The 14,450-nt window shown below is 69.0% G+C and carries 7 protein-coding genes; 5 read left to right on the top strand and 2 right to left on the bottom strand.

All coding sequences use genetic code 11. The features are described from left to right. Nucleotide 1 precedes the first annotated feature (1 nt). Nucleotides 2-1,777, bottom strand: coding sequence for a monovalent cation:proton antiporter-2 (CPA2) family protein (locus C556_RS0109035; RefSeq protein ID WP_018747922.1), 1,776 nt, complete (start codon nucleotides 1,775-1,777; stop codon nucleotides 2-4). A gap of 159 nt (nucleotides 1,778-1,936) precedes the next feature. Between C556_RS0109035 and C556_RS0109030 the strand changes: the two genes are divergently transcribed. Beyond that, complete coding sequence (locus tag C556_RS0109030; protein WP_018747921.1) at nucleotides 1,937-3,064, top strand: N-acetylglucosamine-6-phosphate deacetylase; 1,128 nt, start codon at nucleotides 1,937-1,939, stop codon at nucleotides 3,062-3,064. On the opposite strand, the gene ptsJ is transcribed toward C556_RS0109030, so the two are convergent. Then, nucleotides 3,045-4,334, bottom strand: coding sequence for a MocR-like B6 salvage transcription factor PtsJ (ptsJ, locus tag C556_RS21610; protein ID WP_018747920.1), 1,290 nt, complete (start codon nucleotides 4,332-4,334; stop codon nucleotides 3,045-3,047). The two genes, C556_RS0109030 and ptsJ, sit on opposite strands and share 20 nt — an antisense overlap. A 90-nt stretch (nucleotides 4,335-4,424) precedes the next feature. On the opposite strand from ptsJ, the gene C556_RS0109020 reads away from it, so the two are divergent. From C556_RS0109020 to C556_RS0109005, 4 genes are all read left to right on the top strand, one after another. After that, entirely contained in the window at nucleotides 4,425-5,192 is a 768-nt protein-coding gene (locus tag C556_RS0109020; RefSeq protein WP_018747919.1) for a YggS family pyridoxal phosphate-dependent enzyme, read from the top strand. A 27-nt stretch (nucleotides 5,193-5,219) separates the two neighbouring features. Next, entirely contained in the window at nucleotides 5,220-5,933 is a 714-nt protein-coding gene (locus tag C556_RS0109015) for a glutamine amidotransferase (protein WP_018747918.1), read from the top strand. Further along, the gene (gene pdxK, locus C556_RS0109010; protein ID WP_018747917.1) at nucleotides 5,930-6,751 is read left to right on the top strand and encodes a pyridoxine/pyridoxal/pyridoxamine kinase; all 822 of its coding nucleotides are present in this window, start codon (nucleotides 5,930-5,932) and stop codon (nucleotides 6,749-6,751) included. Before C556_RS0109015 ends, pdxK begins: the two co-directional genes overlap by 4 nt. 592 nt (nucleotides 6,752-7,343) lie before the next feature. Next, a partial coding sequence (locus C556_RS0109005) for an SdrD B-like domain-containing protein (RefSeq protein ID WP_157236065.1) occupies nucleotides 7,344-14,450 on the top strand: 7,107 nt, incomplete at its 3' end.

Here is a 14,450-nt window from a genome sequence, read left to right as displayed (position 1 = left end):
ATCAGGCCGCGGGCCGGTCGGCCTGGCTGCTGTCCGACTCGAACAGGTTCTCCAGCTCGCGCATCGCCTCCTGCGAGGTCTGGATCAGCTGGCTTTCGTCGTGGTACGCGGCCTGCTGGCGGCGCAGCAGGCGCTCGTCGTAGTCGCGGAAGGCGTCGACCGTGGCCGCCGCGTCGTCCTGGCTCAGGCCCAGCGCGTGCAGCGCGCCCTTGGCCATCTGCAGGCTGGAATGGTAGGTCTCGCGTTCGACCGCGGTGACGCCCAGTTCCATCAGGCGGTAGGCATGCGCCCGGTTGCGGGCGCGGGCGAAGATCTTCAGCTTGGGAAAGTGCATGCGCACCGTCTCGGCGGTGCGCACCGATGCTTCCACGTCGTCGATCGCCAGGATCAGCACCTCGGCCTGGTCGGCGCGGGCGGCGCGCAGCAATTCCAGCCGCGAGGCGTCGCCGTAGAACACCTGGTTGCCGAAGCGACGCACGAAGTCCACCTGGTCCGGGCTGGCTTCCAGCGCGGTGAACGGAATCCTGCGCATGCGCAGCGTACGGCCGACGATCTGCCCGAAGCGGCCGAAGCCGGCGATGATGACGCGGCTGCCTTCCACCGGCTCGATGCGGTCGAACTCGCGCACCGCGCGCGGCGTCAGCCACGGCCCGATCCAGCGTTCGTGCAGCAGCGACACCAGCGGCGTGGCCGCCATCGACAGCGTCACCACCAGCACCAGCGTATCGGCCAGCGGGCGCGCCATCACGCCGTGGGTGATCGCCAGGCTGAACAGCACGAAGGCGAACTCGCCGCCTTGCGCCAGCGCCACGCCCAGGTGGCGCGAGGTGGCGTTGCCGGCGCCGGTCAGCCGGCCCAGGCCGAACAGCACCAGGAACTTGATGGCCATCAGCCCCGCCACCAGCGCCACCAGCGTGCCGGGAATGCTCAGCACCAGCCCCAGGTTGGCCGACATGCCCACCGCGATGAAGAACAGCCCCAGCAGCAGGCCCTTGAACGGCTCGATGGTGGCTTCCAGCTCGTGGCGATATTCAGAATCGGCCAGCAGCACGCCGGCCAGGAAGGCGCCCAGCGACATCGACAGCCCCACGTTCTCCATCAGCATCGCCGTGCCCAGCACCAGCAGCAGCGCGGCCGCAGCGAACACCTCCTGGCTGCCTGAGCGCGCCACCAGCCGCAGCGCCGGACGCAACAGCCAGTGACCGCCGATCACCACCGCCGCCACCACCACGATGGCCTTGACCACGCCCTGCCAGCCCGGCAGCTCGCCGCCGGACAGCAACGGCAGGAAGGCCAGCATCGGGATCACCGCCAAATCCTGGAACAACAGGATGGCGAAGGCGTCGCGGCCGTGGCGGGTGGTCAGCTGCTTCTTTTCCGCCAGCATCTGCAACACGAAGGCGGTGGACGACAGCGCCAGCCCCAGTCCGGCGACGATGGCCGCCGCCAGCGGCGTGCCGATCAGCACCAGCGCCACGCCGATCACCAGCGCGGTGGCGAACACCTGCGCACCGCCCAGGCCGAACACCGCGCGGCGCAGCACCCACAGCCGCGACGGTTGCAGCTCCAGCCCGATCACGAACAGCAGCAGCACCACGCCCAGCTCGGAGAAATGCAGGATGTTCTCCACATTGGCCACCAGGCCCAGGCCCCACGGCCCGATCAGCACCCCGCCGGCCAGGTAGCCGAGAATGGCGCCGAGGCCGGCGCGACGGAACAGCGGCACCATCACTACGGCGGCGCACAGGAACACGGCGATCTGGCTCGTCAGGCTCATCGAATGGCAATCCAGGGGCAGGGCGGGGAGGGTGACAGCTTATCGTAATCGCCCAGACCGCGCGGCATGCTTTTGTCCCCGCTTGCCGCACCCGCGCCGCGCCCGCCGCCCGGGCGCGGCCTCGCCGATAATCGAGTTTTTACTCGGCGCGGAGCACGCATGACCCGACTGCACGGCAACATCCTGACCGACCAGGGCTGGCGCCATGGCGCGCTGTTGCTGGAGAACGGCCGCATCGCCGCGCTCGACGCCGGCCCCGCCGATCCGGCCGGCAACGACGACCCCTACCTGCTGCCCGGCTTCATCGACCTGCACGTGCACGGCGGCGACGGCGCCGACGTGATGGACGGCGCCGCGGCGCTGACGCGGGTGGCGCGCAAGCACGCCGCCCACGGCACCACCGCGCTGCTGGCGACCACCGTCTGCGCCGACGACGCCACGCTGAGCGCATTGCTGCCGCAACTGGCCGAGGTCTGTCGACAGCGCCCGGCCGGGGCGGCCGACGTGCTGGGCATCCACCTGGAAGGGCCCTACGTCAGCCCGCACAGCCTGGGCGCGCTGCCCGACGAAACCCGCGCCGCCGCCCTGGCCGAGGTGGACCGCTACCGCGCGCTGGCGCCGTTGCGGGTGCTGACGCTGGCGCCGGATGTGCCCGGCCACGACGCGCTGATCGGCGAACTGGCGCGGCGCGGCATCCGCGTGCAGCTGGGCCACAGCCAGGCCAGCTACGACGAAGCGCTGGCCGCGTTGCGGCAGGGCGCCGTCGGCTTCACCCACCTGTTCAACGCCATGAGCCCGCTCCAGCACCGCGCGCCCGGCATGGTGGGCGCGGCGCTGGCGCATGCCGAATTCAGCGAGCTGATCCCCGACCTGATCCACGTGCACCCCGGCGCGATGCGCGTGGCGTTGCGCGCCATCCCACGGTTGTACTGCGTCACCGACGCGGCGCCATTGGCCGGCCTGCCCGACGGCCAGTACGGCGACGGGCCGCGCGCGGTGCACAAGTGCCTGGGCGGAGTGCGGCTGGCCGACGGCCGCCTGGCCGGCAGCGCGCTGACCATGGATCAGGCGCTGCGCAATCTGGTTGGACTGGGGCTGAGCGTGGCGGACGCCTCGGCGCGGCTGTCGCGCAATCCGGCCGACTACCTGGGCCTGCCGGAGCGCGGCCGGCTGGCGGCGGGGCTGGTGGCCGACGTGGTGCGCGTCGAGCGCGACCTGCGCCTGAGCGGCGTGTGGGTGGCGGGCGAAGCGGTGGCGCCGGCCGAGGTCAGCCCAGACAACGTTTGAGATCGGCCGCCAGCCGTTGCGCCGTCGCCGCGTCCAGGCTGGCGCTGGTCAGGCGCAGGCCATGCGCGGGATGTTCCACGCCGAATGCCTCGCCGCCGCGCACCAGCCAGCCCAGCCGCGCCAGTGCGAAGGCCAGCGGCTGGCTGTCGCCCGGCAGCGGCAGCCACAGGTTCAGCCCGTCGCCCGGCGGCGTGGCGACGCCCTGAGCGGCCAGCGCGTCGGCCAGCATGGCGCGACGTGCCGCGTAGACCTGCCGCGCCTGGGCGATGCGCGCCTGGATGTCCGGCGTGACCAGGCAGTCTTCCACGATGTCCTGCAACAGGTGGCTGACCCAATGCGTGCCGCAGGCCAGCCGCAGCCGCAAGCGCTGCGCCGTCTGCGCGTCGCTGGCGACGAAGGCCAGCCGCAGGTCCGGCCCCAACGCCTTCGACACCGAGCGCACCAGCGCCCAGCGTCGCGCCTGGGCGGGGATCACCGCGTGGTACGGCGCGTCGGACAGCATCGCGAAATGGTCGTCCACGATCACCAGCACGTGCGGGTGCCGCGCCAGCAATTGTCGCAGCGCGCGGGCGCGCCGGGCGCTGAGGCAGCAGCCGGTGGGATTGTGCGCGCGCGGCGTGACGATCACCGCCTGCACGCCCTGATCCAGCGCGGCCTGCAAGGCGTCGGGCCGCATGCCCTCGGCGTCGACCGGCACGCCCACGGGTTGCAGGCCGGCCACGCGCAGCGTGCTGATGCTGCTGAGAAAACACGGGTGTTCCACCGCCACCTTGTCGCCCGCCACCAGGTGCGCGGCCAGCAGGCGTTCCACCGCATCGACCGCGCCGTGCGCCAGATCGATCCCGGCGCCGTCGGGGCAAGCGTTGGCGCACCATTGCCGCGCGTAGGCGACCAGACCCGGATTCACCGGCGCCTCGCCATACAGGCGCGGGCGGTAGGGCCGACGCGGCAGGGCCGACAGATCAGGCAGCCACGCCGGGTCGGGATTGCCGCTCGCCAGATCGGTCAGCGGCGAATCGGGCTGGCCGCCTTCCTGTTCGGCCGGGGCATCCGGCTGGCGGATCACCGTGCCCAGTCGCCCCTGCGTCACCGCGATGCCGGCGCCGACCAGCCGCTTGTACGCCGCCGCCACCGTGTTGCGGTTGACCGCCAGCGTCTGCGCCAGCTCGCGCACCGGCGGCAGCGCCTGGCCGGGCGCCAGCCGATGCGACTGCGCCAGTTGACGGATGCTGTCGAAGATTTCCGCGGCGGTCTTTCCGACGATTTTCATTTTGACCTATGACAACATATACTTTGGACCGGGCCAATTTTAACCCGTCGCGGCGCCTCGCGCAGCCGGGGCAGCCAGCCGGACCTCGCCATGCATCCCTTCACGTCTTATCCCACCGCCACCTCGCTCGACGACCTGCGCCACAACCTGGACGCGGTGCGCGGCCGCATCGCCGCCGCCTGTGGCCGCGTCGGCCGCGATCCGGCCGGAGTGCGGTTGCTGCCGGTGAGCAAGACCGTGGACGAGGCACGGCTGTGCCTGGCCTACGCCGCCGGCTGCCGCGAGCTGGGCGAGAACAAGGTGCAGGAGGCGCAGCGCAAGGCCGAGGCGCTGGCCGACCTGCCGGACCTGCGCTGGTCGGTGATCGGTCATCTGCAAACCAACAAGGCGCGGCTGGTGGCGCGCTTCGCCAGCGAATTCCAGGCGCTGGACAGCCTGCGGCTGGCCGAGGCGCTGGATCGCCGCCTGCAGGCCGAAGGCCGCGCGCTGGACGTGCTGGTGCAGGTGAACACCTCGGGCGAGGCCAGCAAGTACGGCCTGCACCCCGACGAAGTCCCGGCGTTCCTGCACGTGTTGCCGACCTTTTCCGCACTGCGGGTGCGCGGGCTGATGACATTGGCGCTGCTGTCCGGCGACCCCGCGTGGGTACGCCAGTGCTTCGCGCGGCTGCGCACGCTGCGCGACCGGCTGCGCCAGGACGCGGCGCCCGGCATCGCGCTGGACGAACTGTCGATGGGCATGTCGGGCGATTTCGAAATCGCGGTCGAGGAGGGCGCCACCGTGGTGCGGGTGGGCCAGGCCATCTTCGGCGCGCGCGCCTTGCCCGACAGTCACTACTGGCCTACGCCGGCCGCATGACCCCTCCAACCTTCGAGCGACCCCACCATGAAAACCGCCATCGCCCTGCGCCACCTGCAATTCGAAGACCTCGGCACGCTGGAACCGCTGCTCCAGGCGCGCGGCTACACCGTGCGTCATCTCGACGCCGCCATCGACGATCTGACCGCGCTGGACGTACAGACCCCCGCGCTGATGGTGGTGCTGGGCGGCCCGATCGGCGCCGGTGACGACGACGCCTATCCCTTCCTGCGCCCCGAGCTGGCGGCGATCCGGCGCCGGCTGGACAGTGGCCGGCCGTTGCTGGGCATCTGCCTGGGCGCGCAACTGATCGCCCGCGCGCTGGGTGCCGCTGTTTATCCGATGGGGGTGAAGGAGATCGGCTTCTCGCCGCTGACGTTGAGCGACCACGGCCGCCGCCACGCACTGGCCGCGGTGGGCGACGCGCCGGTGCTGCACTGGCACGGCGACCAGTTCGACATCCCGCCCGGCGCCGTGCGGCTGGCCGGCACGGCGGTCTGCCCCAACCAGGCGTTCGCCGTCGGCGAGCGGGTGCTGGGGCTGCAATGCCATCCCGAAGTCGATCCGCGCCTGCTGGAGCGCTGGCTGGTCGGCCACGCCGGCGAACTGGCGCAGGCCGGGCTGGACCCGCGCGACCTGCGTGCACAGGCGGCCGAGCACGGCCCCAGGCTGGTCGCCGCCGCCCACGCCGTGTTCAGCGCCTGGCTGGACGGCGCCGAGGCCGCCGGAGCGCAGGCATGAGCGCGCCGCTGAAGTCGTGGCCGATCGACGTGGTGTCGGTGCAATCGCAGGTGGTGTACGGCAGCGTCGGCAACAACGTGGCATTGCCCACGCTGCAAGCGTTCGGGCTGGTGGCCGCCGCCGTGCCGACGGTGCTGCTGAGCAACACCCCGCATTACCCCAGCCTGCACGGCAGCGCCGTGCCCGATGCCTGGTTCGAGGGCTATCTGAGCGATCTGCTGGCGCGCGACGGCCTGCGTCAGGCGCGCGCCGTGCTCGCCGGCTACCTGGGCGGTCCGGCCCAGGCCGAGGCGCTGGCGCGCTGGCTGCCGCAGGCCATCGCCGCGCGCCCCGGCCTGCGGCTGATCGTCGATCCGGTGATCGGCGACCACGACCACGGCATCTACGTCGACCCCGGCATGATCGCCGCCTACCGCCGGCATCTGCTGCCGCTGGCGCACGGGCTGACACCCAACGGTTTCGAACTGGCGCAACTGACCGGGCTGCCGGTGGACGACCTCGACCAGGTGGCCGCCGCCGCGCGCACCCTGCTGACCGGGCCGACCGAATGGGTGGTGGTCACCAGCGCCGCGCCCGACAGCTGGCCACCCGGCGAGATGTGGGTGGCGGTGGTCGAGCGCGAACGCCTGGAAGTGCTGCGGCATCCGCATATCGACATCGCGCCCAAGGGCACCGGCGACCTGTTCAGCGCCACCCTGACCGCCCACCTGCTGCACGGGGTATCGGTGGCCGACGCGGCGCGGCAGGCTTGCGAGCGGGTGGTGCGGGCATTGCGCCTGACCGAGCAGGCACGCTGCGCCGAGCTGCTGTTGCCGTAGTCGACCGGCTCCCGGATGGGGGCATTCCGACTCCAAAGAGCGATCCGGCCCACGCCCGGATTGTCGCCTTCGGGGCGAACGGCATTGCCATGGCGCACCCCCGGACCATGCCATTGGGATGCCCGCGCCTTCCCGCGACCGCGCTTGTGGTCTTTTCCCTACAACTGATTGAAAACCAGCGGTGTGAGGTCGTCGTCCGCGCCGCCGTGGCCTGAATCGCCTGGAAACCCTTGGTCCTGTTTGACTTTTCCCCACTTTTTCCCTGAGTGCTGTTATTTGTTTATCTGTTTGTTTTTAAACAAATAATTGATCCAGGCGAAGGTTCCCTCGTTTGCCGGACCCCAGGTGCGGGCCGGCAATGTCAACTTTTGTTTGTCTCCGGTTTTCACCCTCACAAAAAGCGAACAATTTCGTTGAGGTGGTCTCTTTGCCCCGGGCATGTAATGCCTGGCTGGCTGGGTATCACCCCCGCTTATCGGTATTACCAGAAGGCAAGAGGGGCAAATTGATAGTTATCAAACATGTTTGTTTTTTGATGGCGCAGTATCGCCCGGTCACGCCGGTTGTAATCATTTAGCTGTCGGTGGGCCATATGGAAGTTTTTGAATATAAAAGAATAAGAAAAGTCCCAAACGGTATGTTTTTGGTAAGGTTTTTCTTATTTCTTTCTTTTTTATTTCTATATTCGACATCTCAGGCGGCGGCCAATGTTCAGGTCACCACCTTCGATGATGCGCCGGACCCGGTTTTCCGCAACGGCACGCTGACCTACACCATCAAGGTCGAAAACGTCGGGGATCAGACGGCGACCGGGGTGGTGGTCAGCACCAGCGTGCCCACCTATACCACCTTCGTTTCGGCATCCGACGCGCGCTGCGCGCTGTCGGGCGGGAAGGTGGTCTGCAACTTCGGCGCCATGGTCGATACCGGGCCGGGTGGCGGCGCCCCCATCAGCTACACCATCAATCTCAAGGTGGCCAGCAACACGCCGGATGGCACGCTGCTGAGCAGCACCACCACCATCTCCAGCACCTCGCCGGACGATGACCTCAGCAACAACACCAAGACCCAGGTCACCACTGCGGTAGTCGATGCCGACCTGTCCCTGGTGATCGGCGGCAGTACCACTGCCGTGGCGGGCGGACCGGTGTCCTACACCGTGAATGTCACCAATCACGGGCCCGATGCCGCGACGAGCACGGTATTCGTTTTCACGCCCCCTGCCGGTGTATCCGTCACCAGCGGGACCGGTACCGGATGGACATGCCTCACCTCGGTCGGCACCCTGACCTGCCGTTACATGTCCAGCGCCGCGGCGGCCGGCGTTACCTTGCCGCCGGTCACCCTGACCGGAAAGGTGACGAGCGCGGGGGCTCTGGGTATCGCGACGGTTTCCGCTACGACCTCCTCGCAAACCCCGGACCGCGATTTCACCAACAACACGGCAACTTTCGACACGGCGATTTCCGCAGGGACCGACCTGGAAATCACCAAAACCACCATCGGCACCCATATCGCGGGCAGCTCCGTACGTTATGTACTCAGACCCCGCAACCTGGGGCCAATGGACGCCGCGAACGTCGTCGTCGTGGATACCATGCCCCCCGGCTATGTCGTCACTTCGACCAGCGGCACCGGCTGGTCATGCAGCACTGCCGGGCAAATAGTCACCTGCTCGCGGGACAGTTTCGTGGCGGGCGGCGCCGCCGACATCAACATTTACGCGACGGTGCCGGCGGGCGGCACCTTCACCAATACCGCGACCATCAGTAGCGATACGCCGGACGGCTATCCCGCCAACAACACCGGCACCAACACCAATACCATCCAGGCGAACCAGTCCAATCTCGGCATCGCCAAGACCAAGACACCGAACAAGGTGGTGGTGGGTGGGCAGATGACGTCGCAGATCGTGGTGACCAACAACGGCCCCGCGACGCGCAATCCGCCCATCGTGGTGACTGAGTCGCTGGGCGCAAACGAGGTCTACGTCGGCAGCAGCGGAACCGACTGGTCGTGCGCGCTGACGGTGGCCACCCCGCCGCAGACCGTCACCTGTACCTACTCCAAGGCGCTGGCCAATGCCGGCAAGTCCTCCACCCTGAGCATCCAGACCCAGGCCACCGGGCTTGGCCCCGCGGTCAATACCGTGCGCCTGATCGCGGCCACCACCTGTCCCGCCACGCTCAGCCAATGCGATGACGACCCGAGCAACGATACGGCTTCCGCCAGTAGCGACCCCACCGCGCAACAGGCGGATCTGGCGCTGGTCAAGTCGATTCCCGACCCGGCCGATGACCCGCTGCAACCTGCCGATAACCAACTGACCTATCGCCTGGCCGTGACCAATCGCGGCCCCGATACCGCCACCGGCATCACCTTGAGCGACGACCTGCCGGGCTATTTCAGCAGTACGTTGGTCGGTACCACTGGCGCCTCCATTACCGCCAATACCATTCCGGACCTGAGTTGCGTCATCGCCACCCTGAACGTGTCCTGCTCAGGCGGCACCTTGGCCGACGGCGCCAGCGGCTACGTCGATATCACGCTGAAGCGGCCGCTCAAGGACGGCGTGCTCGCCAACACCGCGCTGGTGGATTCCATCGACGTCGGCGACCCGGATCGTAGCAACAACAGCTCCACCATCAGTTCCACGGTGCAACCGGTCGCCGATTTGCAGGCGGTCAGCATCATCGCAACGCCCAATACCACGCCGGCCGGGGTCGACGTCACTTATGTGGTGATGTTCCGCAACGCCGGCCCCTCGCTCGGCGTCACGCCCACCATCACCAGCACCTTCAACCTGGCGGCGGGCGATAGCGGTTTTACCTTGGTCTCGGCAACCCCCGGCAACGGCACCGCCGCCTGCACTGGCATGACGCCAGGCGTCACCTACACCGGCTCGCCGCAGATCAGTTGCACCTGGAGCACGGACTGGGCGTCCGGCGGCTACTACACGGTCACGCTGGTGGTGCGTCCGAACTCGATGACCTCGCCACCCAATCCACGCACGATGCCCTTTGGCGCGGCGGTATCGACGCCCACATACGAATCCGTCACCACCAACAATGCGGCTACCACGGTGACCACATTGACGGTGTTGCCGTCGGATGCGGACCTGCTGGCCAATGCCACGGACGCCGACAGCGTCTCCGCCGGCCCGGACCCGCTGAGCTTCAACCCGGCGAATCCCGCCGGCAACGTCATCACCTACCAGGTCACCGCCACCAACGGCGGACCCTCCTACGCCAACGGCGTCAAGCTGGTCAACACGCTGACGCCGCCGGCGGGCAAGTCGTTCACCTTCCTTTGCGGCAGTGCCACGCCCGGGGGCGCCTGTCTGGCCGAATGCGACAACGCCGACACCTCGTTCACCGGCGGTGCCAGTGCCGTCATCACCTGCACCGCGCCGAGTGGCTTGGCCAATGGCGCCTCGTACGTGCGTTATCTGCGATTCCGCGTCGATGCCTCGCCCAATGGAACTGGAGATCTCTACAGGTTGAAGGTCGTCGCCAGCAGCGACGAGAGCGATTCCAAACCCCTTAACAATACGGCTGAGGAAGAAACGACGGTCCGCTTCCGTGGCGGCCTGGAACTGACCAAGACCGCTTCCGCCGCCAGCGCCAGCCTGAACGAGCCGTTCAACTGGGTGATGGTGCTCAACAACCGCGAGGGCGACAGCCTGAACACCACGCTGGCCGACACCCTGCCCAGCGGCATGGTCTTCGTCGGTGCCACCCCGGTGACCACCAGCCAGGGCAGTTGCAGCGTGAGCGGCAGCCAGTGCAACTGCAACCTCGGCACCGTGAGCAACGGCGCCTCGGTCACTGTCACCGCCCGGGTACGGCAGGTGGGCTGGACCGGGCCGACCGTCACCAACGGTGTTGTGCTTACTTCCAACAAGCTGGATCCGGCTGACGGCGACTACATCGCCAGCGGCTCGATCGACATCGTGCGCTCGTCGCTGTCCGGCATGGTGTACCTGGACCAGGCCGCCAACGGCGTGCTCGACAGCGGGACCGACAGCGGCATCGGTGGCGTCACCGTGCAATTGAGCGGCACCGACCCGTGGGGCAACGTCATCGACTTGTCCACCACCACCGATGCCAGCGGCGCGTTCAGCTTCGGCAACCTGCCGCCGGCCAATGCCAGCGGCTACACCCTCGTGGAAACGCAGCCCGGCGGCTATGCCAGCGTGGCCAACACCGCCGGCAGCGCCGGCGGCACGGTCAGCGGCGACACCATCGGCGGCATCGCGCTGGCGGCCGGCACCGACGCCAGCGGCTACCTGTTCGGCGAGGGCCTGGGCAGCGGCATCGCCGGCACGGTCTACATCGATGCCAACTACAACGGCGTGCGCGACGGCGGCGAAGGCGGCATTCCCGGCACCACCATCACCCTGGCCGGCACCAGCAGCGGCGGCGCCACGATCCACTGCACCACCGTGACCGACGCCAACGGCGATTATGTATTCCCCGCACCGGGCGCCACCGGCGCCTGTGCCGTCATCCCGGCGGGGACCTACAGCCTGACCGAAACCCAGCCCACCAGCCTGGGTGGCATTCCCACCGATTTCATCAACGTGATCAACAGCGCCGGCAGCGCGGGCGGTACGGTCAGCGGCGACGTGATCAGCGGCATCGTACTCGCCGCGAATGCCAGCGCCACCGGCTACCGTTTCGGCGAAATCCAGACCGTCGGCATCAACGGCGGTGTGCTGCTCGACCCCAACTGGAACGGCATCTGGGATCCCGGCGAGACCGGCATCAACGGCGTAACCATCACCCTGACCGGCATCAGCGCCATCGACGGCTCGGCGGTCAGTTGCAGCCAGCTCACGTTCATCATGGGCGCGTTCTTCTTCCCGGCAGCCGACGCCAGCGGCACCTGCGCCCACCTGCCGCCCGGCACCTACACCCTGACCGAAACCCAACCGGCCGGCTATGCCAGCACGGTCAACAACGTCGGCACCAACGGCGGCAGCGTCAGCGGTGACGTCATCAGCGGTATCGTGCTCACGCCCGGTACGACTGGCTTGGCGTACTGGTTCGGCGAAATCGAGGCGGCCAGCCTGAGCGGCAGTGTCTACCTCGACGCCAACCACAGCGGCGCCCGCGAGGGCGGCGAGCCCGGCATCGCCGGCGTGACGCTCACCCTGGCGGGGACCAGCGGCGGGGGCGGCGCGGTCAGTTGCAGCACCGTGACCGACAGCAACGGCGACTATGTCTTTCCGGCCGCCGGGGCCAGCGGCGCCTGCGCCGCCATCCCGCCCGGCACCTACACCCTGACCGAGACCCAGCCGGCGGGCTACCTCAACGGCAGCAACGCCGCGGGCAGCGCCGGCGGCACGGTCAGTGGCGACAGCATCGGCGGCATCGTGCTGGCCAGCGGCAGCCAGGCCACCGGCTACCTGTTCGGCGACATCCAGACCACCGGCCTGACCGGCACGGTCTACCTGGACGCCAACCGCAACGGCGCCTGGGATGGCGGCGAGCCCGGCATCTCCGGCGTGACACTCACGCTGAGCGATGGCGCCGGGTTGAGCTGCACCACCACCACCGACATCAACGGCGCCTTCGCCTTTCCGGATGCCGGGGCCAGCGGCGCCTGCGCCAATATCCCCCCCGGCAGTTACACCCTGACCGAGACCCAGCCGGCCAATTTCTTCAACGGCAGCAACGCCGCCGGCACGGCGGGCGGCACGGTCAGCGGTGACGTGATCAGCAATATCGTGCTGACCGCCAGCGGCGGCAGCGGCTACCTGTTCGGCGAATCGCAATCGGTGATGTTCTCCGGCGGGGTCTACGAAGACGCCAACGCCAACGGCCTGTGGGAGCCCGGCGAGAACGGCATCAACGGCGTGACCATCACCCTGACCGGCACCAGCGCGCTCGACGGCTCGGCGATCAGTTGCAGCACCGTCACCTATGGTATCGGCGCCTATATCTTCCCGGCGATCGGTGCCACCGGCGTGTGCGCCCACCTGCCACCGGGCACCTACGTGCTCGAGGAAACCCAGCCCGGCGGCTACGTCACCACCCTCAACACCCTGGGCAACACCGGTGGCACGCTCAGCGGCGACACCATCAGCAACATCGTCATGCCGTCGTCGATTCATCTCGCCTCGCCCTACCTGTTCGGCGAAAGGGTCGCCGACGCCCAGCCGGTGGGCCTGGCCGGGGCGGTCTACCTGGACCTCAACCGCAACGGCGTGCGCGACAGCGGCGAGGCCGGCCTGCCCGGCGTGACCGTCACCCTGAGCGGGGTCGATGCGCTGGGCGCGCCACTGTCGTGCACGGCGGTCACCGACGCCAACGGCAGCTATGCCTTCCCCGTGCCCGGGGCCACCGGCGCCTGCGCCAGCCTGGCCGCGGGTACCTATGCCGTGAGCGAAACCCAGCCGGCGGGCTACCTCAGCACCGTCAATACCGCCGGCAGCGCGGGCGGGACGGTCGGTGGCGAGACCATCGGCGGCATCGTGTTGGCGGCCGGCGTCCAGGCGACCGACTACCTGTTCGGCGAAGTGTCGAATCAGCCGGCCACGCTGTCGGGCAAGGTGTGGATCGACTACGACCACAGCCGCGACGAAAACGACGCGCGCCCCGGCAGCGGGCTCGCCGGCTGGAGCGTCGAGCTGCTGCGTGCCGGCACGGTCCTGGCCAGTACGGTCACCGATGCCCAGGGGAATTACCGCTTCCGCGAAATTCAGCCCAGCTCGGCCACCTCCGACTATTTCAGCGTCCGTTTCTACAGCCCCAAGGGTTACGTCTACGGCGTGCCGGTCTCGCCGGAACCGCCGGGGCAGGCCGACTTCGCCTTGTTCTCGGCGGCGCGTTCCGACCGGGAGCAGCCGGACGGCATCGCCGGCCTGTACCTGGGGGGCGGGGCCAACGTCACCCTGCAAAGCCTGCCGCTCGACCCGTCCGGCGTGGTGTACGACAGCGTGCGCCGCGCGCCGGTGGCCGACGCCACCGTGCGCCTGGACGGCCCGGCCGGCTTCGACCCCGCCACGCACCTGGCGGGGGGCGTGGGCAGCCAGAGCCAGGTGACCGACGCCAGCGGCATCTACCAGTTCCTGCTGCTGTCCGGGGCGCCGGCGGGGGTCTACACCCTGAGCCTGAGCGCGCCGGCCGGCTACGCGCCGGGCGTCTCGACCATGATCCCGCCGTGCGCCAACGTGCTGACGGTGTTGTCCGCGCCCAAGCCGGCGCTGGTGCAGTCGAGCATCAGCCCGCCGTTGCTGACCGCGCCGGTCCACGCACCGTCGTCGTGCGCCACTGCCAGCAGCGGCTTGATCACCGGGCGCGGCAGCACCCAGTACTACCTGCAACTGGCGCTGACGCCGGGGCAATCGGCCAACCTGGTGAACAACCACCTGCCGGTGGACCCGATCCTCAGCGGCGCGCTGGTGGTGCGCAAGACCAGCCCGCTGACCAATGTGCAGATCGGCGACCTGGTGCCGTACACCATCGTGGCGCAGAACACGCTGGCGGCGCGCCTGGCCGACGTCGACCTGCGCGACCAGCTGCCGCCCGGCTTCAAGTACCGCAGCAACAGCGCCACGGTGGACGGCGTGCGCCAGGAGCCCACCGTGGCCGGGCGCGCGCTGACCTGGTCCGGCCTCGACTTCGAGGCGGGGCAGCAGCGCACCGTCAAGCTGCTGCTGGTGGTCGGCACCGGCGTCAACCAGGGCGACTAC

The organism is Chitiniphilus shinanonensis DSM 23277 (genome assembly GCF_000374805.1).
In the GTDB taxonomy this organism is placed as follows: domain Bacteria; phylum Pseudomonadota; class Gammaproteobacteria; order Burkholderiales; family Chitinibacteraceae; genus Chitiniphilus; species Chitiniphilus shinanonensis.
Note: the sequence above shows the minus strand (reverse complement) of the source record. Positions and strands in the feature narration are given on the sequence as shown.

What these genes read in the sequence shown, in the direction of transcription:
- C556_RS0109035 (WP_018747922.1), bottom strand. Translation starts at nt 1,777, where the DNA reads ATGAGCCTGACGAGCCAGATCGCCGTGTTCCTGTGCGCCGCCGTAGTG.
- C556_RS0109030 (WP_018747921.1), top strand. Translation starts at nt 1,937, where the DNA reads ATGACCCGACTGCACGGCAACATCCTGACCGACCAGGGCTGGCGCCAT.
- ptsJ (WP_018747920.1), bottom strand. Translation starts at nt 4,334, where the DNA reads ATGAAAATCGTCGGAAAGACCGCCGCGGAAATCTTCGACAGCATCCGT.
- C556_RS0109020 (WP_018747919.1), top strand. Translation starts at nt 4,425, where the DNA reads ATGCATCCCTTCACGTCTTATCCCACCGCCACCTCGCTCGACGACCTG.
- C556_RS0109015 (WP_018747918.1), top strand. Translation starts at nt 5,220, where the DNA reads ATGAAAACCGCCATCGCCCTGCGCCACCTGCAATTCGAAGACCTCGGC.
- pdxK (WP_018747917.1), top strand. Translation starts at nt 5,930, where the DNA reads ATGAGCGCGCCGCTGAAGTCGTGGCCGATCGACGTGGTGTCGGTGCAA.